The organism is Pontibacterium granulatum (genome assembly GCF_029961155.1).
Lineage (GTDB): Bacteria > Pseudomonadota > Gammaproteobacteria > Pseudomonadales > Balneatricaceae > Pontibacterium > Pontibacterium granulatum.
This window is the reverse complement of the sequence record NZ_JASBRH010000007.1, coordinates 104,784-124,088: the sequence shown is the minus strand read 5'-3', so window position 1 is coordinate 124,088 and position 19,305 is coordinate 104,784. Positions and strand designations below refer to the sequence as shown.

Below are 19,305 nucleotides of genomic sequence, written 5' to 3'. Positions count from 1 at the left end.
ACGGCAATCACTCAAGCACAGCCACCGACTTCACCTGAAGCCATACTTTCTTACCGGGTATCAAGTGCAGCTTATCCACAGAACGTGCCGTTAGGCGGGAAAGAAAGTGCGTAGACTGCGCTTTTAGCTTGACCAATACAACACCCGGTCGCGCATTATCCGCCAACTCAACCACCGAAGCAGGAATCAGGTTGAGCATGCTCTGATCTTCATGCTTATCCAAGGCCAAACTGACATCGCGTGCAAGTACCCTCAGACGAATCTTATCATTGACCTTCAGCCCATCCCCCGGCAACCACAAACTGCCTCCATCAAACTCAGCGCGACACAAGTGCCAACGCGCATCCAACTCCGCGACACGCGCCTGAATTACAACGCCCGCGTCCTCACCGACCAGCACGGGCAGATCAATACGGGATAGCGTTTCACTCAGAGATCCAGATGCGATCACCTTACCCCGATCCAACAGGACCAAATGATCCGCCAACCGCGCCACTTCATCCGGTGAATGGGTCACATACAGAATAGGGATCGACAGCATCTCATGCAGCCGCTCAAGGTATGGGAGAATCTCCTGCTTGCTGCGGTGGTCAAGCGCCGCCAGTGGTTCATCCATCAATAGAACCCGAGGACTGGTTAGCAATGCACGAGCAATAGCCACACGCTGCCGCTCTCCTCCGGACAGCTTGTCGGGCATTCGATCCAGCATCGCCTCCAACCCCAACCACTGAACCGCCTGATCAAAGCTGATCTGACGTACCTGCGGCAGGATACGCTTAAAACCGTATTCCAGATTTCGCTTTACAGTGAGATGAGGAAAAAGACTGGCCTCTTGGAACACGTAGGCCAGTGGCCGCTGATGAACCGGCAAAAAATACTCGGCGTGCTGCCAATACTCGCCACTTACATTCAGTTCGCCCTGAGCCTTGTGCAGCCCGGCAATACAGCGCAACAGGGTTGTCTTTCCCGATCCGGAATGACCAAACAACGCCGTCACTCCCTTCGCAGGAAGCGACAGATCCACATCCAGCGTGAACGCTCCCAGGCTGGCTTTAAACCGGGCCTCAAGGGTCGATTTAGCGCCCTCCAATACCGGCATCAGCGCCCACTCCTGTGCAGACGGCCATTCACCATGTACAGCACCAATAGGACAGTAAAAGAGAACACCAACATCCCCCCCGCCAGCAGATGTGCCTGCTCGTACTCCAAGGTTTCCACATGGTCGTAAATCGCAACCGAAAGCACCTTGGTTTCACCCGGAATATTGCCACCAATCATCAGCACAACGCCAAACTCACCCACCGTATGCGCGAACGCCAGCACCGCAGCGGTCATAAACCCCGGGCGCGCCAGCGGTACAGCAACAGTTAAAAACCGATCCAACGGGGATGCCCGCAGGGTTGCGGCCACCTCCAGCATCCTTACACCTTGGGCCTCGAAGGCATTTTGAAGTGGCTGCACAACAAACGGCAGGGAATAAAACACCGAGGCCACCACCAGACCGGCGAAGGTAAACGGCAACGTGCCCAAACCAAGTGCCTGGGTAATCTCACCCACCATCCCTTGTGGGCCGAGCAGTAACAGGAGATAGAAACCCAGCACCGTCGGCGGCAACACCAAAGGCAGCGCAACTACGGCAGCAACCGGTTGTTTAAGCCAATGTGTAGTGCGGGCCAGCCACCAGGCGATCGGCGTACCCACAAACATCAGGGTAAATGTCGTAATCCCCGCAAGCTTCAGCGTGAGCCAAACCGGTGTCCAGTCAAATTCCAACACTCACTCCTTAGCTATACCCGCAACAACGCCATAACCCGCATTCTGAATCACCGCCCGAGCCTGATCTGATCTTAAAAACGACAAAAACGCACGTGCTGCAGGATTTTTCTCTCCGCGCATTAACAAGACAGCCTGTTGCTCTATCGGTGCAATCTGCTGCTCAGATGGCAGCCAGAGACTTCCCGCGCTCCCCTGCCAACTCTTTATCTGGGACAAAGCCACAAAACCAAGCGGCGCATTACCGCTCGCTACGAACTGGAAGGTTTGCGCAATGGAATCCCCCCGCACTACCTTTGCCTTTATTGACTGCCACAACCCCTGCGCTCGCAGGTACTGAAAGGCTGCCTGACCATAGGGAGCGGTTTTAGGATTAGCGATCGCCAAACGCGCGAACGATTCGGTTGCCAGAAATGCAGGCCCCGTTTGCTGATCAAACAGTGCAGGATCCGCACTCCAAAGCACTAACTTACCCTTGGCATAGGTAAAATTACTGCCATGAACGGCCAGACCTTCCTTTATCGCACGCTGCGGACGCGCTACATCCGCTGAAAGAAACACCTCGTAGGGTGCTCCATGCTGGATCTGTGCATAGAGCTTACCGGTAGAGCCGTAACTCAACTTCACGCGATGACCGGTTTCCTGCTCAAACAAGGACACCAGCTGCCGAGCCACACCGGTAAAGTTTGCAGCCACTGCCACCGTTACCTTACCCGCATATACAGTGGCCGCGTTCAGCAAACCCGCAAGCGCCAAGATGATGAATACAGCCCGCAAAACGCAACACCTCTAGAATTGTTCAATGTTGACCACTATACGTACACTTTAGCGCTATATCCATATGAATATAGCGTGAGCCACAGCACTGCCATCTAGGAACAGCGTTTAGTCTGACTGAATATCCTGAGCAACAAGCTGGACTATTTGCTGTATCTCCTCTGAAACCTGCAACTTTGCTTCCAGCTGGTGATAAAGGGCCAGCACCTGACGCCCCACCTCAGAGACGCCCGCACCACCGCCGCCTTTACCACCCTGTGCAGTTTCTACCAACGGCGAAGCAAAACAGCGGTTCATCGTTTCGACCAACAACCAAGCACGTCGGTAGCTCATCCCCATTCTGCGGGCGGCGGCAGAGATCGAACCAGTCTCCTGAATCAGCTCCAACAACTCAACCTTGCCCGGCCCGAGAGCAATATCCTCACCCAGCTGTAGGCGAATGCGCGCTTTTAGTTTTGGCAATTTGACGTCAGATTCTGCGGAAATACTCATACTGACCACGCACGACTCAAGTTGACAAAATTTAAATACAGAAATGCTATAAGAGGATACATCCAAAGACGCTAAGCTGTCTCGATATAGGATACGAACAAAGGAGAAGAAAAAGGGTATATAGGAAGGATTGGTGGAGCCTAGCGGGATCGAACCGCTGACCTCAACACTGCCAGTGTTGCGCTCTCCCAGCTGAGCTAAGGCCCCATGTCTGAAGACGGGTGTATATTAATAACGCCCCTTAGGGGTGTCAAGCCCTCATGACAAAATTAAGTCTCTGATTCCCTTTAGGATTCAAAAGGTTATTTCCAGCACAAAAAAGGCCCGCTCACAAGCAGGCCTTTTCGGTTAATTCAGGTGCTGATTACACACCCAGCGCAGCCGCTAGTTCGCGGAACTCTTTGTCCCACTTCTTAGCTTGTTTTTTGGATGGGCCACCCACCAGGTTCAGGGCGTTACGCATACGTGCGCGACTCATATCAGGCCCCAGAATCTCCATGGAGTCCATCACGGAAACGGTCTGATTGGTGCCTGCAATTGCGATAAACAGCGGGAACAGGAAGTCACGCAGTTTGTAATCCAGCGCTTCGGCAATCTGCTTCAGGTTTTGGAACAGACGGTCTTTAGACCAGTGGCGCTCGGAGTCCAGGTACCAAACGGTGAACTGCAGAATGCGACTCAGGTCTTCCTGCTGCAGGGTTTTGTGCTCGAACTGTGCCATCGTCAGCGCTGGCACACCCGACAGGAAGAACCCTGCCAGCGGCGCTACGTCAGAAAACTTCTCCACACGCTGCTGGATCAACGGCAGGATCTGCATCAGGTACTCTGGATTCAGGCCCCACTCAACGTAACGCTGCGCAAACTCTTCAGCACTCAGGTTTTCACGCAACCAGGTACCGTTCAGCCAGCTCAATTTCTCCTGATCAAATACCGGCCCCCCCAGAGAGACACGGCTGATATCGAAATTATCGATCATCTCCTGACGGGTGAACTTCTCACGCTCATCCGGCATGGACCAACCCATTCGACCCAAGTAGTTCAACAGCGCTTCCGGCATGTAGCCCATACGCTTGTAGTACAGGATGCTGGTCGGGTTCTTACGCTTGGACAGCTTGGATTTATCCGGGTTACGCAGCAGTGGCATATGACACAGCTGCGGCATATCCCAACCAAAGTATTCGTACAGCAGCTTGTGCTTAGGCGCAGAGGAGATCCACTCTTCACCACGGATCACGTGGGTGATCTGCATCAGGTGGTCGTCTACCACGTTTGCCAGGTGGTACGTTGGCATACCATCGGATTTCAGCAGGATCTGGCAGTCCACCATACCCCAGTCCAGCTCGATAGGGCCACGCAGCATGTCATCGATGACACATGCCCCCTCTTCTTCAGGTACACGCATACGAACAACAAACGGAGCGCCTTCCGCTTCACGACGAGCCACTTCGTCTTCCGGCAATGCCAGATCGCTTTCTTTCAGAGCGGTGTGCTTGCCCGCAGCACGACGCGCTTCACGCAACTCGTTCAGCTCATCTGCAGTACGGAAACAACGGAATGCCTTGCCGCAATCCAGCAACTGCTGCGCGTAATCGCCGTAGATGTGTTTACGCTCGCTCTGACGGTATGGACCAAATTCACCACCCACATCTGGACCTTCATCCCATTCCAGGCCCAACCAACGCATGGAATCAAGAATGGTCTGTTCAGACTCAGCGGTACTGCGGGTCTGGTCAGTGTCTTCAATACGCAGAATGAACTGGCCATTGTGCTGACGAGCAAACGCCAGGTTAAACAGGGCAATATAAGCAGTACCAACGTGGGGATCACCCGTTGGAGACGGCGCAACACGAGTACGAACGGTCGTCATTGGAGTCCTTGTAGATCGAATGCTGAAATGGAAAACAGAGATTATACCCGTTGCTGGAGTGGTGAAAAACTGTTGTAACCGAAACCACAACAGTTTTACGCGTCAGACGTAGTTTTCCCAAAGCACAGCGCCCCAAACAAGCCCTGCCATCAACAACACCATCAGCACCGCTGCAGACCCCGTATCCTTGGCAATCCCTGCCAGGGCGTGAAACTCTGTCCCGGCACGATCGACAATCGCCTCAACAGCGGTGTTGATCAACTCCATCGCCAACACAATCAAACACACACCGACCAGCGCCGCAAACTGATACGCATTCTGTGCCACCACACAGGCCAGCGGAATCAACACTGCGGATACATACACCTCATACCGAAACGCCGGTTCATTGGTATACGCGGCCCTAATCCCCTTCATTGAATAGCAGGATGCGTAATACAAACGCTTCACCCCTGTATTCTTCCCCATCATCGACCCCTTCCCAGATCTCTTATCCAGTTAATCCTGTCGAATACGTTACAACACATACACGACGACAGAACATCAGTTATAGCATGCGACCCGACAGCCACATACAACCCCATTAAACTAAGAAGCTACATAACTAATAGTTTGAGCATTCAACAACAGCAGGCCCAATCTTACCTTCCACCCCATCACGGCGGCGACAGCAAACAGGAAGCACCAGCCGACTCTCCTGTTGACGCAGGTTAGACAATGGCTGAAGAAACCTAGCGACCGCTTTATCCTCGCCAACATGATACGCCAGCCTCTCGAAAGCCACCTCACCAACAGCCCGATGCAACCATACTGGAGAGATCCCAACTAGAAGAAACCTTCCAGTATTTTTCGCCCCACAACTGCTATACCGTGGATAACCTGTGTTTCATGCTCGAGCTATGCGGCTTCAAGATTAATACCGTAAAGCCCGTTAAGCGACGCCAAACGGTCCATATCGCCGCCAGCACGTGATCGTCTAAAAGTGACGATTATCTGTAGCGAAGATGTCGTTATTGCTGCAAAGATCTTAAAACTGGCAAAATTTCAGCTGCATATGAGATTTCATCAACTGATCCTGGTCGATGCGCTGCGGTGCTCTATGTATAATTGAGCCCTGTCGCATGATTTTCAGTCAACGCGCTTCAAACCCATTCAGTACCACGTTACAGCAGAACAGACATTGAATATCCCTAGCAGTACTCCAAACGAACACACTGTCCACGTCCCACTCAACCGACGCTTCTGCGTTGCCCCGATGATGGATTGGACCGATCGCCACTGTCGCTACTTTCACCGTCTGATCAGCCACAATGCTGTCCTGTATACAGAGATGGTCACCACCGGTGCACTTATTCATGCGGATGAAGCTCGCTTTCTTCAGTTTGACCCCAAAGAACAGCCAGTTGCACTGCAGCTGGGCGGCAGCAATCCTGACGAGCTGACAACCTGCACAAAGATGGCCGAAGATTGGGGTTACAACGAGGTAAACCTAAATGTCGGCTGCCCAAGCGACCGCGTACAGAACAACATGATTGGCGCTTGCCTGATGGCACACCCGCAGCTTGTGGCCGAATGCCTGCACAAAATGCAATCCGTGGTTGATATCCCAGTCACCGTGAAACACCGACTCGGCATTGATGATATGGACAGTTATGAAGAGTTGTGCAATTTCGTCGACATCGTTAAACAGTCAGGCTGCACTACATTTATTGTTCACGCCCGCAAAGCAATCCTCCAGGGCCTCAGCCCAAAAGAAAATCGCGATATTCCGCCGCTAAAATACAAGTGGGTTTATCAGCTAAAGAAAGAGTATCCTGAGCTAGAGATCATCATAAATGGTGGGATCAAGACACTGGATGAGTGCGATGATCACCTGGCGGAAGTCGACGGCGTCATGATTGGACGCGAAGCCTATCAGAACCCTTATATGATGGCTGATGTTGATCAACGCATTTACGGTGCAGAACTACCACCGAAAGCGCGCAAAGCAATCATCGAGGAGATGATTCCTTACATCAGCAGCCAGCTTGAGCAAGGTCGCTATCTGAATCATATTGTTCGCCACCTGCTCGGACTGTTTCACGCACAACGCGGTGGTCGGCAGTTCCGTCGCCACCTGAGCGAAAACGCTCACAAACCAGATGCCTCAATCGACACATTAAGACAGGCACTGGACCTTATTCCAGATTAATAATGCGGGACAAAAACGAAATGGAAAGCCAGCTCGACCAACTGAAAAAGATTACTACCGTCGTCGCAGACACCGGTGACATCGAAGCGATTCGCACCTTCAAACCGGTAGACGCAACTACCAACCCGTCTTTGTTGCTGAAAGCGGCAGGCCTGGCTGACTATGCGCCACTGCTAACAGACGCTAAAAGCTGGGCACAAGCTCAGGGCGGCGACAATCAGGCAATGCTGTCCAACATGACTGACCGCTTTGCAGTATCCATCGGCCGTGAAATCCTGAATATCATCCCAGGCCGCATCTCCACCGAAGTGGATGCTCGCCTCTCTTTTGATACACAGGCAACAACCGATCGTGCCCGCAAGCTGATTGCCATGTATGAGGAACAAGGAATCAGCAAAGATCGCATTCTGATTAAAATTGCATCCACCTGGGAAGGCATTGAAGCTGCCCGCCAGCTGGAAAAAGACGGCATTAACTGCAACCTGACACTGTTGTTTACCTTCGCTCAGGCAGCAGCTTGCGCAGAAGCTGGCGCCTACCTGATCTCACCTTTCGTAGGCCGGATTCTGGACTGGTATAAAGCCAACACAGAAGAACAGGACTACTCCGGCCTGAACGATCCTGGCGTAAAGTCCGTAAGCCGCATTTACAACTACTTCAAAGCCCACAACTACGACACAATTGTAATGGGTGCGAGCTTCCGCAACATTGGAGAGATCCAGGCTCTAGCCGGCTGTGATCGCCTGACAATCGCACCCGCACTGATGCAGGAACTCTCCGATACAGATGCAGACCTCATTCAGCAGCTAAATGCAGCACAAGCCAGAAGCGATGACGAGAAGGTAATCTTTGAGGAGTCCAGCTTCCGCTGGGGATTGAATGAAGATGCAATGGCAACAGAAAAACTCGCACAGGGTATCCGTGCGTTTGCCGTTGATCAGGTGAAACTGGAAACCCTTCTTAGCAAGCAATGATTTGCTTGGGCTTCGGACATCTTCCAATACCATGTGGAACGATCTCGAAGCCTTTTAGATCCGGTAAATTTCAGGCAAAAAGGTTCATCGTCGACTACCGGGGAAGGATAGCTTTCTCTGCGTGGGAATGCGTACAGTTTCTATCATCGACGATTTGTAGGGCAGCGTTCAGAGGGTATTGTAAAACGTAACGAGCGCAGCTGAGGGAAAACGCACACGGCAACGTATTTTAGGACTGTTTGTAGGGCAGCGTTCACGCTGCCGGCAGTCTGAAGGGCTGCCCTACAATATGTAGGTGTAAATGAGCATTTTGAGCAGGTTTTTAACGCCGTATCAGTCAGCACAGTAGTTTTACACCCCCTCTGAAGGGCTACCTACAGGACCCAGCGTTAAACACTTCACCAAATTCCAAGCAAAAAAAAGCCCGAGAGCATCCAAACTCCGGGCTTTTTCCCCAGCACTCCTTGCTGGTCACCGCTCGATCCGTAAGCAGTGAGAGGAAACTACATCCTTGGAATTACACAGGTCCTTCTGCCTTCCCCATTTCCTGAAACCAATTTTATGAGTTTATGGTTATAGCTGTATATAGGAAAAATTCCTAATTTTCAGCATTTCTCCAGAGTCGTCACCAAGTCCCTGAACGCCTCTCGATTGGAGTCGTTCAGTTCAATCAAAATACGGTGCGCAGCGATAATACGCTGCCGAATAGACTCCTCAGAGTCCTGTACAAATGGCAACTGCTTTAGATCACTCGGACACGTTGGCAGCTCGCTTAGCAGCACAAAGATATGATCAAACCCCATACTCATCAATACACGGGTAATATCATCGTTTGTTGAAACAACCGTTGGCTGAGGAAGACTAAGCGCATACGCCTTCACGGACAATTTGGCAATCAGGCCAAGCGATGTACTGTCGATTCCTTCAGCTTCCGTCAGGTCGACGAGAATATCTTTTGCCCTCATCCCCGACAACGTCTCTTCAATATGACAGTCAAGCGTCGCGCAGAGCGTGAGCCGCACATCGCCGACAAACTTAAGAATATAGCGACCATCAACGCACGCCGAGAAGATCGAACCCTCTTTCATCTTACTGCCCAACCACTGTCATTATTGCGATGTCGTCTGGCGCTTCACCTTCGAAGTTCGCCATAAGGCTCTGTTTCAGCTTCTCTGGAGGTGCACCACGTAGGTTATCCACCACTGCCCGAACAAACTCTTCCCGGGAAAGCATATCCTTCTGTGGCAGCACCTCAAGGATGCCATCCGAAAACAAGGTTATCTGAAACGGCCACTCTAATTCGATAACCCTTTCGTCATAGATAGGCTGCTCAAACAATCCAATCGGCATACCACGCCCCTGTAGATAGCGCGTTCCCTGTGTATCCGACAACAAAGGCATCGGATGGTGACCACCAACAGCATAGTGCAAAAGGCCAGTTGATCGATCCACGGCACCTAAAAACATACTCAAGTGCTTACCCACACCGGTTTCAAGCAACTCAGCATTGATACGCTGCAGCACTTCACTCAGGGAAGGCAACTGATCCGACGAAGCACCACGATAGTCCCTCACCAGCCCTTGCGTCATGTTCTTCAGTAACACCGTAACCAGTGCTGAAGAAGCCCCATGACCGGACACATCTGCAAGGTAAAATACCACTCGGTCTTCATCGACAGGCACAACATCAACAAAATCACCGCTCAAATAAAGCGAAGGCGCAATTAAATGTCGCGCCTTGATACCACAAATATCAATCTCTTCGGCAGGCATCATGTTGCGCTGTATATGGTAAGCGGCCTGCTGATCCGCCTTAAGCTCAGAGAGACTTTGCTCCAGCTCTTCCCGATAGAAACGATTTTGTTCCAATACGCGAGACCAGGAAAAAAGCCTCTCGATTGCAGCCAGAAATACCTGGCTACCCGAGGCAACCGAATCCACATCAAAAACATCAGATGCACCAGCCCTGAGCATACGGAATATTTCAGAGCTACTGGGATTATCTAAGAGAACTAAGACAGGACCTGGTGCATGAAGCCGAATTAACTCTTCACAATACTCCTGCTTCCCCTCAGGAGTACGAACAATAAGCAGAGCAAACTGATTTTCCCCAAGCTTTTCTTTCGCTTCAGTAAACGACAAGCTTGTTGATACACGCATATCCGGAATTGACGACTCGTTCAGTAGATCAAATATCTGATCCATCAAACGCGTGGAATGATCGACGAGCAGAACTTTTTGGGTGGTAAGACTCATAAATCACCCCAAGGGCGGTATTTCTGATCCATGAGTCACCAAGTTAAACCCAATATTACCAACATGCAATAATTGGCTTGCCAATCAGAAGTTCTCATCACCGTAGTCTTCGACCTGCCCATCGTTGACCTTAAACTCACGGCTCTGCAGGTAGGCGTCACGAATAAACGAATAGCGATCACCCGTAACCAGTTTTTCCGCCTCCAACAACTGAGCACGGGTATCAATAACCTGCAATGCAGTTACCGCATACCGGGCCGAGTCGTCTTCGATATTAGAGATAGGCGAGGTAGCAACATCAACCACAAGACCACCTGTATCACGTACGTTAGAAGGCCCAAAGAACGGCAACACTAGGTAAGGACCAGACTCGACGCCCCAATACCCCAGCGTCTGGCCGAAATCTTCATCGTGTTTTTCAATACCGGCAGCCGTCGCGACATCCAAAACACCCGCAAAGCCAAACGTCGTGTTAAATGCCACGCGCGCGATATCCTCGCCTGCGGATTCGATTTTGCCCTGTAGGAGATTATTAAAGAAAGAACCTATATCTGAGATGTTGCCAAAAAAGTTTGTGACCCCTTTCTCAACCGGGTCAGGCGTTACAGCTTTATAGCCCTGCGTGATTGGCTTGAGCGCGTACTTATCCAATCCATCGTTGAATTCAAATACCGTGCGGTTAAACCCTTCCCAAGGGTCTATCTCACTCTCCTGCGCAAAAGCGGAAGGGCTTGCCACCAGCAGACCTGCAACCAGAAAAGCCGTCAGACGATCATTCACGCGTATATCCCTTAACTTTTTTGTAAAGCCTAATTGTAGCCCCTTATGCCTACAAGAAAAATAGGCGCAGAAACGAAAAAGGGCCCCCATAAGGGAGCCCTCTTGCATAAGAGATCTAATCAATCAGAGATTAGAAGTCTACGCGGTAGCCAACTTCAACGCCGTCAACGTCGCCGTCGTCTACGCTGTCAGAGCTAGTGTAAGCTGCGAACATACGAGCTTTTTTGCCCAGCTTCTGCTGAACTTCCAGAGACCACTGTTCACCAACAGCGTCGTCGTCGGAATCTACGAAGTTAGCCAGCACCTTGGTGTTACCCATAGTGTAAGAACCAGCTACTTCGTAAGAGTCTTCCTGGCCAGCGCCAGCAGTTTCGTCGTCCTGGTAACGAGCAGCTACGTACAGAGCGTCAGCTTCGTAAGAAACAGCCAGGGAGTTAACGTCCTGGTTAGCAGCTTCCAGACCTACAGTGGAAGCAGCAACAGTCAGACCGCCCATAGCGTATTTAGCAGCCAGGTTATAAGCGTCCAGATCTTCGCCGTCAGCGTTGTTCGCAGCGATGATTACAGCAGCAGCCTGGAAACCGCTCATGTTTGGAGATACGTATGCAACAGTGTTAGCCAGACGGTGCAGACCAGGCTGGTAACCGGAAGCACCAGAAGTGCGGTTGTCTACGATATCAGTTGGGAACAGAGTCCAAGTCGCGAATGGAGACCACTGACGACCAGCGTTAACAGTACCGAAGTCACCGGTGATACCAGCGCTTGCCAGACGACCGCTAGAGAATGCGCCGTCTACAGTGCTTACAGCCTGTTCGAACTGGAAGATACCTTTCGCGCCAGAAAACAGCTCAGTAGAACCTTTGATACCGATACGGGAAGAGTTATCGGTAACGTTCAGTTCGTTAGCGCCGTCCAGAGACTGAACTTTCAGACGCAGAGAGCCGTACAGAGTAGCGTCAGCCTGTGCCAGTGGAGCAACCAGTGCACCAGCTACTGCCAGAGCGATGATTGATTTTTTCATCAACATTTCCCCTTCAATTTTCAACGTACTAGTAGTGAATTTAGTGTTTTTTAATTTTTCTAGGCGCACCTAACCGTCAGGCGCATCTAGAACATACTATAAATCTATTATGTTTCAAATAGATGATAGTAGTTTTTATTAACCAACATTTAAGCAAGCAACTTAGCTTGTATTCCTTGTTTGTATTCACCTTCCAAAGGACGATCGCTACCGATTCTTCGATCAGTTTATAAATCGCCTGCGATACAAATTAAGGCGCCTGCCCAAATTTTTTGCATTACAGCACACCCTCTCGCCTACTGCAACTACCTTGCCCCCACTAATTTAATCCGACCAAGGTCTAATATTGACCTGTATCAAGCCAGTACTTTCTGCCACTGCTGGCGGATACGTTTATCAGACACCGGATATTCGGTACCAAGCTGCTGCGCAAAAAGTGAAACTCGATATTCTTCAAGCATCCATCGGAAATGCTGCAGCTCGGGATCGGCTACGCCATTTTTTTTGTGCTGTTCCAAGCGGCGTTGGTAGTCGCTCCAGTAGCCAACCAGCTGATCGCTCAATAACCTCTCTTGCGGCAGATTGCGTCTGAATTTTTCCAGACGCATCGCAATCGCTTTCAGATATCTTGGGTAGTTCTGTAGTCGATTCCAGCTATTTTCAATGACGTAACGCGCATGTATCAGTGCACCGAGCTGCAACTTGACGTCGTTAAGAACGGCCACCTCTGTGAGATCCATACGCCCTTTTAGCTTTTTCTGGATATCGTGATAACGCTTGTGGCACTCAAAAACAAAACGCGCCACCTTCACAGCCTGGTCTACTAATTCAGCTCGGCATTGTTCCAGACGGGCTTTGAATTCGCCCTCTGTACGCGGCAGTGATTCATCCAACTTCATCAAATAACGAACCGCCTGCTGCACACACTGATCCTGCAGTGAGCGCTTATCCAACACTTTACCCACCAGCATGACACTCTTGTCTATCTCCGGCAGCTGTTTACGAGCAAACCTTACCTGCTCGGTCAGTGAGAGAATCGCCAAACGCACAACACCAAGCACCGAAAGCGCCTCAGCATCGGCTTTATGCGTCACAACAGTCAGTGAAACGCTGTCGCCCTTATCAATCATCGCCGGGTACGCGTCAACCTCAATACCACCTGCCTGACGTAAGCGGATACTTTCCTGCAGTTCGCCGAAATCCCAGGACGTAATCTCATCACGCCCCCACTTTTCACCCGGGCCTTTTTTCAGTGCTTCGGAGACTTTCTCTGCAAACTTATGCTGCAGTGTCTGTAGATCACGGGATTCTCCCTGAACTTTGCCCTTCTCGTCCAGCACCCGCAAGTTCACCTGAAAGTGATTGTCCAGCTTCACCTCACGCAATGCAGCGGGATCTACCGCCACGCCGGTCATGCGCTTCAGCTGTAACGCCAACGCCTCATACAGATCGCCTTCACCGAAATTGATCTTCTCCAACGCAGCATCAACATAATCGGGGATAGGCACGAAGTTTTTACGGATCTGCTTGGGTAACCCCTTCATCACAGCTACACATTTTTCACGCAGCATACCCGGTACCAACCACTCCAACCGCGTTGCGGGCAGTTGGTTCAGCAGCGCAATTGGCGTACTCAAGGTCACACCGTCATCACGCGCACCCGGCTCAAAATTGTAGGCCAGCTTCAACTTGATACCCTCCATCGCCAGATTGTCAGGGTACTGACCTGCAGTCACGTGATCCGCGGAGCGCTGCAGCAGATCCTCTTCGGTCATAAACAGTGCTTTAGGATCATTCTGTTCAACACTTTTACGCCAATGTTCGAATCCGGCGCCGTTTACGACACTTCCACCCTCCAACTCTTCCATGCGTTGGAAGTAGAACTGGTACAGCGACTCCTCATCTACCAACAGGTCACGACGTCGGGATTTAGCTTCCAGATCCTCAATATCCTGCAACAACCCGCGGTTATGCTTTAGGAACTTACCCTGGGTTTCAAATTCACCTTCTACCAGCGCCTGACGGATAAAGATCTCATGGGACTGCTCGGGCTCAATCTTGCCGTAGTGAATACGGCGTTTCGGCACAATGATCAACCCATACAAACTGACCTGTTCCAACGCGACCACCTGGGCACGTTTTTTCTCCCAATGGGGCTCAAGATAGCTGCGCTTAACCAAGTGTTTAGCTAGGGATTCAGCCCACTCCGGCTCAATACGTGCCACCATGCGCGCATAAAGCTTTGAGGTTTCTACCAGCTCCGCCGCCATGATCCACTTGGGCGCTTTCTTGAACAGCATAGAACCCGGGAATATATGGAACTTCTTGTTACGTGCACCCAGATACTCTTTATTTTCCTGCTTGAAACCCATTTGGCTGAGCAGGCCGGAAAGCAACGACTTGTGGATTGCGTTGTAGTCCGCATCATCCTGGTTTTCTTTGTAACCCTGCTGTTTGCAGATCAGGTGCAACTGACGGTGGATATCACGCCACTCACGCATCCGCATAAAGGACAGAAACTGCTTCTGACAGAACTTACGCAGTTGATTCTGGCTCAACTCCTGGCGCTGTTCCTCATACAGATCCCAGAGGTTTACCAACGTAATAAAATCGGAATCTTCACTGGCATAAGCGCGGTGACGCTCATCGGCTGCCTGTTTCTTCTCAATCGGGCGTTCACGGGGATCCTGCACGCTGAGCGCACTGGCAATTACCAACACCTCTTTCAGACAGTTTTGCCGAACGGCCTCCAGCAACATACGACCGATCCGCGGATCAACGGGCAGCTTGCTCAGCTCCCGACCCTGACGTGTCATATTGCGTTTCTCATCCACCGCGCCCAGCTCGTGCAGCAGCTTGAAGCCGTCATTTACAAAACGCACATCGGGCGGATCGATAAATGGGAATTCCGAAATATCTCCCAGACGCAGATTCAACATCTGCAGAATTACCGCAGCCAGGTTGGTGCGGCGAATCTCTGCATCGGTAAATTCCGGACGGGCGAGGAAATCCTCTTCTGAATAGAGGCGAATACAGATACCCGCTGCAACACGGCCACAGCGTCCCTTACGCTGATTCGCACTCGCCTGGGACACCGGTTCGATCGGCAAACGCTGTACTTTGGAGCGGTAGCTGTAGCGACTGATACGGGCAAAGCCGGGATCGATTACATACCTGATTCCCGGTACGGTCAACGAGGTTTCTGCCACGTTGGTCGCCAGTACAATACGGCGGCCCACAGAGCGCCCCGGATGAAAAATTTTATTCTGCTCGGCCACGCTCAATCGGGCATACAGCGGCAAAATTTCAGTATTGCGCAGTTGAGCCTTACGCAGGAAATCGGCGGTTTCCCGGATCTCGCGTTCACCACTGAGGAACACCAGAATATCGCCTGGTGCAGAAACAGCGTTTTCGCGTTCATGCTGGGCCAACTCTCCCACCGCATCCAGAATTCCCTGGCGCTGGTCATGCTCGCCACTCTCTTCTCCGAGTGGACGGTACAACACATCAACAGGGTAGGTACGCCCGGATACCTCGATCACCGGCGCATCGTTAAAGTGCTTGGAGAATCGTTCCAGATCAATGGTCGCCGAGGTGATGATCACCTTCAGATCAGGACGGCGCGGCAGGATACGTTTCAGATACCCTAACAGAAAATCGATGTTGAGGCTGCGTTCATGGGCCTCGTCGATGATCAGAACTTCGTACTTTTCCAAAAAGCGATCATGCTGGGTTTCCGCCAGCAGGATACCGTCGGTCATCAATTTGACCATCGACTGCTCAGACACCTGATCGGTAAAACGAACCTGATAGCCTACGGTTTTACCCACTTCGGTTTGCAGCTCTTCCGCTATACGGTTAGCCACCGCCCTTGCCGCCAATCGACGTGGCTGAGTATGACCAATAAGTCCACGCGCACCCAACCCCAGTTCCAGACAGATCTTCGGTAGCTGCGTTGTTTTGCCTGAACCGGTTTCACCCGCTACCACTACAACCTGATGATCGCGGACCGCCTCCTGAATTTCCTCGCGGCGAGAGGAGACAGGCAGGTCCGGATAGTGAATCTTGCCCACCAGCGTTCTTTTATCAGTCACCGCCTGCACGGACACTGCAACGGCGTCTTCGATCTGCGCCACCATACGATCAACCGGCTGATGATTACTCACCCGCTGCTCTGCCTGTTGTAGACGTCGTTTCAGGTTATGGAGATCAGATATGCGGCAGTCATTAAGCTGCTGACGGAGCTGCTGAAGCTTTGCTTTCACGATGGGAGACTTGTTTCGGGTGACTGAAATTAAAAGAAGCGGGCTATTATACGGCAGCGCAGCCGTTAACGGCAGGACCTGTTAAGTGATTACCAGACTTAAAGATGACGTTTCTTCTTAACCTGGCGGGCCAACTCTTCATCGCGAATATCACGATGCAGTACTTTCCCGACATTGGTCTTGGGCAGAGAGGCCCGGAACTCTACCTGTCTTGGGACTTTATAGGATGTCAGACGTTCGCGGCAGTAGTCGCGTACCGCTTTAACCGTTAAACGCCGATTGCGACTCACCACGAACAGCTTTATCACCTCCCCCAGCTCATCATCAGGAAGACCAACAACGGCACACTCCAAAACGTCCGGGTGACAAGCGATCACGTTCTCCAACTCGCTTGGATAAACATCGAAACCGGCTGTGCGGATCACTTCCGACTTGCGGTCGATCACCTCGATATAACCCTCTTCACTGAGGGTACCCATATCGCCGGTGAGGAACCAACCATCGTCCTGCAACACAGCCTGTGTTAATTCGGGTTGCTGCCAGTATCCGGCCATCACCTGCGGGCCACGCACGCAGATCTCCCCCACTTCACCCGGATGCAGAGTTTCCCCTTCGCTGCCGATTACTTTTACTTCGGTCAGAGGTACAGGCGGTCCTACCGTATCGTCACGGCGCGCTTCATTGGGGGGATGAACCGCAACAACAGGCGAGCACTCGGTCAGGCCGTAGCCTTCCTGAATAGGCGATCCGGTCACTTCAATCCACAACCCTTCGGTGAAACGGGTCAATGACATAGCACCAGATACCGTCACTTTGAGACGGCTGAAGTCCAAAGCACAGAAATCCTGGTTATGACACAACTCCACAAACAGCGTATTCAGGCCAGAAAACACCGTAAATCGCCAACGGGACAGCTCTTTAACAAAACCTTCCGTATCCCGGGGATTGATAATCAACACGACATGCGCGCCATCCTCCAGCATCAACATGCCATTCAGAATCAGTGAATAGGAGTGATACAGCGGCAACGGCGCAATGGCGATCTCTTCGCGTGGTATGCAGACCTGATTCATCACGGTTTTCAATTGGCAGATGTTCGCGAGGATGTTGTGATGGGTAAGCATCACCCCCTTTGAGATACCGGTTACACCACCGGTGTACTGCAAGAAGGCCAGTTGGTGTCGCTCAACCTCAACCGGTCGCCAGGAATACTTAGCCCCTTGGCGTAAACACTTGCGAAACGAGGTGGCACCCGGGATTTTGTAACGAGGCACAATCTTACGTACATGACGCGCCTTAAAGTTTATCCAGTCAGACTTCGGGAACGGGTGCAGATCCGCCAGCTGCGTTACAATCACTTCCCGGATTTCGGTATCCGGCAGCACCTGCTCCACCAGATAGGCACTGTTTGCCAGTGTGATGACCGCTCGCACGCCCGAGTCTACAAACTGATGGCGCAACTCCTCCACGCTGTATAGCGGGTTGGTGTTTACAACCACCATACCGGCTTTCAGTATGCCGAATACCGCGACGGGAAATTGCAGAAGGTTGGGCAGGTGAATCGCAACACGATCACCGGGACGCAGGTTAGGCGAACGCTGCAACCAGGACGCAAGGCGACTGGAGCGTTCGTCCAGCTCGCTGTAGGTCAGAGTAGCGCCTTGACAGGTAAATGCCGATGCATCTGAGTAACGCTGGCAACAAGCCTGAAACCAGCTCACCAGATTGGGGTAATGTTCAATCTCCGCCCGCAGCGCATCGTCATCCATTTCTCTCTCCGGGTCCGGTCAATCAGACCGGTAAACCATCAGCAAAGGTGATCATCTCACCGGCGTCCAGCTTCTGCCACTGCTCGTTGTCGGTCAGAGGCTCCGTAGCAATTACGGTTACAATGTCGTTTGGTGTGGTCTCTTTATAGAAATCCACCGACAACTCACAATCCTTGAGCGACGCTTCACCAAACGGAGCTCTGCGGGTGATCCAGGCCAGTTTGGTCGTACAATACGCAAACAACCAAGTGGATTCCGTCAGCAGCATGTTGTACACCCCAAGCGCTCGCAACTGGTCGCAACTGGTGCGAATAAACCTCTGCAGATCGGCGACATCATCAGGGCGCTGCGGGAAATTATCGCGGATCTGCCCCAGCAACCAGCAAAACGCATATTCACTGTCGGTGGTGCCTACCGGGTGGTAATGCGTCAACGGCAGGTCAAACAGCGCTTTATCCAGTTGACCGTTGTGGGCAAAGGTCCAAACATAGCCCCACAACTCCCGCGTAAACGGGTGGGTGTTCGCCAGGTTGACCTCACCTACGTTCGCTTGGCGGATATGACTGATCACCACGTTGCTCTTAATCGGGTGATCCTTAATCAGTAAAGCAATTTCAGAGTCCACACTCGGCTGTGGATCATGGAAGCTGCGCACGCCTTTGCCTTCGTAGAAAGCGATACCCCAGCCATCCCGATGGGGACCGGTGCCACCACCGCGTTGCATCAGGCCACTGAAGCTAAAACAAATATCGGTTGGAACATTGGCGCTCATGCCAAGCAGTTCACACATATTTCCAGATTAACCCTTTTCTTATTCCGCTACTTTCTCTGCCGAGCCTTCAATCGCTTCGATTACCGGCAGCGATTCCAGCGCCTTGTCTACTGCCGCCTGTTCCCAGTTCTTGCGCTCGCCCACAAAGCTGCCTTTGGGGCTGATCGACATCTGCTTACTGGTCACCGTCGCACGCACCTGACCGTCGGCTTCGATGTGCAGCTCATCACAGATCACATCGCCTTCGAGCAAACCACTGACATTGATATGGCGGGCTTTGATCAAGCCACGCACCTGCCCCGACTTACCCACAGAAATGTTGTCTAGGGAGTTGATGGTACCGTCGAATATGCCGTCGATATGCATCT

General features: G+C 51.7%; 16 protein-coding genes and 1 tRNA gene. 2 read left to right on the top strand and 15 right to left on the bottom strand.

Annotation, left to right across the window (positions count from 1 at the left end):
• Nucleotides 1-7: 7 nt before the first annotated feature.
• From modC to QKW35_RS08620, 7 genes are all read right to left on the bottom strand, one after another.
• Complete coding sequence (modC, locus tag QKW35_RS08650; RefSeq protein ID WP_282352355.1) at nucleotides 8-1,099, bottom strand: molybdenum ABC transporter ATP-binding protein; 1,092 nt, start codon at nucleotides 1,097-1,099, stop codon at nucleotides 8-10.
• Nucleotides 1,099-1,773 (bottom strand): molybdate ABC transporter permease subunit, encoded by a 675-nt coding sequence (modB, locus tag QKW35_RS08645; protein WP_425607993.1) that lies wholly within the window; start codon nucleotides 1,771-1,773, stop codon nucleotides 1,099-1,101. Before modB ends, modC begins: the two co-directional genes overlap by 1 nt.
• Nucleotides 1,774-1,776: 3 nt before the next feature.
• Nucleotides 1,777-2,550 carry a molybdate ABC transporter substrate-binding protein gene (gene modA, locus QKW35_RS08640; RefSeq protein ID WP_282352351.1) on the bottom strand — a complete coding sequence of 258 codons (774 nt, stop codon included), beginning with the start codon at nucleotides 2,548-2,550 and terminating at the stop codon, nucleotides 1,777-1,779.
• A gap of 108 nt (nucleotides 2,551-2,658) precedes the next feature.
• Nucleotides 2,659-3,042 (bottom strand): winged helix-turn-helix domain-containing protein, encoded by a 384-nt coding sequence (locus QKW35_RS08635; protein ID WP_282352349.1) that lies wholly within the window; start codon nucleotides 3,040-3,042, stop codon nucleotides 2,659-2,661.
• 131 nt (nucleotides 3,043-3,173) lie between these two features.
• Nucleotides 3,174-3,249, bottom strand: a tRNA-Ala gene (locus QKW35_RS08630).
• 157 nt (nucleotides 3,250-3,406) lie between these two features.
• The gene (gene gltX / locus QKW35_RS08625; protein ID WP_282352348.1) at nucleotides 3,407-4,909 is read right to left on the bottom strand and encodes a glutamate--tRNA ligase; all 1,503 of its coding nucleotides are present in this window, start codon (nucleotides 4,907-4,909) and stop codon (nucleotides 3,407-3,409) included.
• A gap of 102 nt (nucleotides 4,910-5,011) precedes the next feature.
• The gene (locus tag QKW35_RS08620) at nucleotides 5,012-5,380 is read right to left on the bottom strand and encodes a diacylglycerol kinase (RefSeq protein ID WP_282352346.1); all 369 of its coding nucleotides are present in this window, start codon (nucleotides 5,378-5,380) and stop codon (nucleotides 5,012-5,014) included.
• 784 nt (nucleotides 5,381-6,164) lie between these two features.
• Here QKW35_RS08620 and dusA point away from each other — a divergent pair.
• Both dusA and tal read left to right on the top strand, forming a co-directional pair.
• The gene (gene dusA, locus QKW35_RS08615; RefSeq protein WP_425607992.1) at nucleotides 6,165-7,100 is read left to right on the top strand and encodes a tRNA dihydrouridine(20/20a) synthase DusA; all 936 of its coding nucleotides are present in this window, start codon (nucleotides 6,165-6,167) and stop codon (nucleotides 7,098-7,100) included.
• Nucleotides 7,101-7,120: 20 nt separating this feature from the next.
• Complete coding sequence (tal, locus tag QKW35_RS08610) at nucleotides 7,121-8,074, top strand: transaldolase (RefSeq protein ID WP_282352343.1); 954 nt, start codon at nucleotides 7,121-7,123, stop codon at nucleotides 8,072-8,074.
• Between the two features lie 605 nt (nucleotides 8,075-8,679).
• On the opposite strand, the gene QKW35_RS08605 is transcribed toward tal, so the two are convergent.
• From QKW35_RS08605 to QKW35_RS08570, 8 genes are all read right to left on the bottom strand, one after another.
• Entirely contained in the window at nucleotides 8,680-9,162 is a 483-nt protein-coding gene (locus QKW35_RS08605) for an STAS domain-containing protein (RefSeq protein WP_282352341.1), read from the bottom strand.
• A 1-nt stretch (nucleotide 9,163) separates the two neighbouring features.
• Nucleotides 9,164-10,330, bottom strand: coding sequence for a PP2C family protein-serine/threonine phosphatase (locus QKW35_RS08600; protein WP_282352340.1), 1,167 nt, complete (start codon nucleotides 10,328-10,330; stop codon nucleotides 9,164-9,166).
• Nucleotides 10,331-10,414: 84 nt separating this feature from the next.
• Entirely contained in the window at nucleotides 10,415-11,110 is a 696-nt protein-coding gene (locus QKW35_RS08595) for an MlaA family lipoprotein (protein ID WP_282352338.1), read from the bottom strand.
• A 130-nt stretch (nucleotides 11,111-11,240) separates the two neighbouring features.
• The gene (locus QKW35_RS08590) at nucleotides 11,241-12,131 is read right to left on the bottom strand and encodes a porin (RefSeq protein ID WP_282352336.1); all 891 of its coding nucleotides are present in this window, start codon (nucleotides 12,129-12,131) and stop codon (nucleotides 11,241-11,243) included.
• Between the two features lie 356 nt (nucleotides 12,132-12,487).
• Nucleotides 12,488-16,396, bottom strand: a complete 3,909-nt coding sequence (hrpA, locus tag QKW35_RS08585; protein WP_282352334.1) for an ATP-dependent RNA helicase HrpA — start codon at nucleotides 16,394-16,396, stop codon at nucleotides 12,488-12,490.
• A gap of 98 nt (nucleotides 16,397-16,494) precedes the next feature.
• Complete coding sequence (locus QKW35_RS08580) at nucleotides 16,495-18,165, bottom strand: AMP-binding protein (RefSeq protein WP_282352332.1); 1,671 nt, start codon at nucleotides 18,163-18,165, stop codon at nucleotides 16,495-16,497.
• A gap of 22 nt (nucleotides 18,166-18,187) precedes the next feature.
• Nucleotides 18,188-18,955, bottom strand: a complete 768-nt coding sequence (locus tag QKW35_RS08575; protein ID WP_282352330.1) for a class II glutamine amidotransferase — start codon at nucleotides 18,953-18,955, stop codon at nucleotides 18,188-18,190.
• 21 nt (nucleotides 18,956-18,976) lie between these two features.
• On the bottom strand, nucleotides 18,977-19,303 hold the full coding sequence (locus tag QKW35_RS08570; protein ID WP_282352475.1) for a polymer-forming cytoskeletal protein: 327 nt from the start codon (nucleotides 19,301-19,303) through the stop codon (nucleotides 18,977-18,979).
• Nucleotides 19,304-19,305: the final 2 nt, after the last annotated feature.

What these genes read in the sequence shown, in the direction of transcription:
- QKW35_RS08600 (WP_282352340.1), bottom strand. Translation starts at nt 10,330, where the DNA reads ATGAGTCTTACCACCCAAAAAGTTCTGCTCGTCGATCATTCCACGCGT.
- QKW35_RS08635 (WP_282352349.1), bottom strand. Translation starts at nt 3,042, where the DNA reads ATGAGTATTTCCGCAGAATCTGACGTCAAATTGCCAAAACTAAAAGCG.
- dusA (WP_425607992.1), top strand. Translation starts at nt 6,165, where the DNA reads ATGATGGATTGGACCGATCGCCACTGTCGCTACTTTCACCGTCTGATC.
- QKW35_RS08570 (WP_282352475.1), bottom strand. Translation starts at nt 19,303, where the DNA reads ATGCATATCGACGGCATATTCGACGGTACCATCAACTCCCTAGACAAC.
- QKW35_RS08580 (WP_282352332.1), bottom strand. Translation starts at nt 18,165, where the DNA reads ATGGATGACGATGCGCTGCGGGCGGAGATTGAACATTACCCCAATCTG.
- QKW35_RS08620 (WP_282352346.1), bottom strand. Translation starts at nt 5,380, where the DNA reads ATGATGGGGAAGAATACAGGGGTGAAGCGTTTGTATTACGCATCCTGC.
- modC (WP_282352355.1), bottom strand. Translation starts at nt 1,099, where the DNA reads ATGCCGGTATTGGAGGGCGCTAAATCGACCCTTGAGGCCCGGTTTAAA.
- QKW35_RS08605 (WP_282352341.1), bottom strand. Translation starts at nt 9,162, where the DNA reads ATGAAAGAGGGTTCGATCTTCTCGGCGTGCGTTGATGGTCGCTATATT.
- QKW35_RS08575 (WP_282352330.1), bottom strand. Translation starts at nt 18,955, where the DNA reads ATGTGTGAACTGCTTGGCATGAGCGCCAATGTTCCAACCGATATTTGT.
- QKW35_RS08590 (WP_282352336.1), bottom strand. Translation starts at nt 12,131, where the DNA reads ATGAAAAAATCAATCATCGCTCTGGCAGTAGCTGGTGCACTGGTTGCT.
- gltX (WP_282352348.1), bottom strand. Translation starts at nt 4,909, where the DNA reads ATGACGACCGTTCGTACTCGTGTTGCGCCGTCTCCAACGGGTGATCCC.
- tal (WP_282352343.1), top strand. Translation starts at nt 7,121, where the DNA reads ATGGAAAGCCAGCTCGACCAACTGAAAAAGATTACTACCGTCGTCGCA.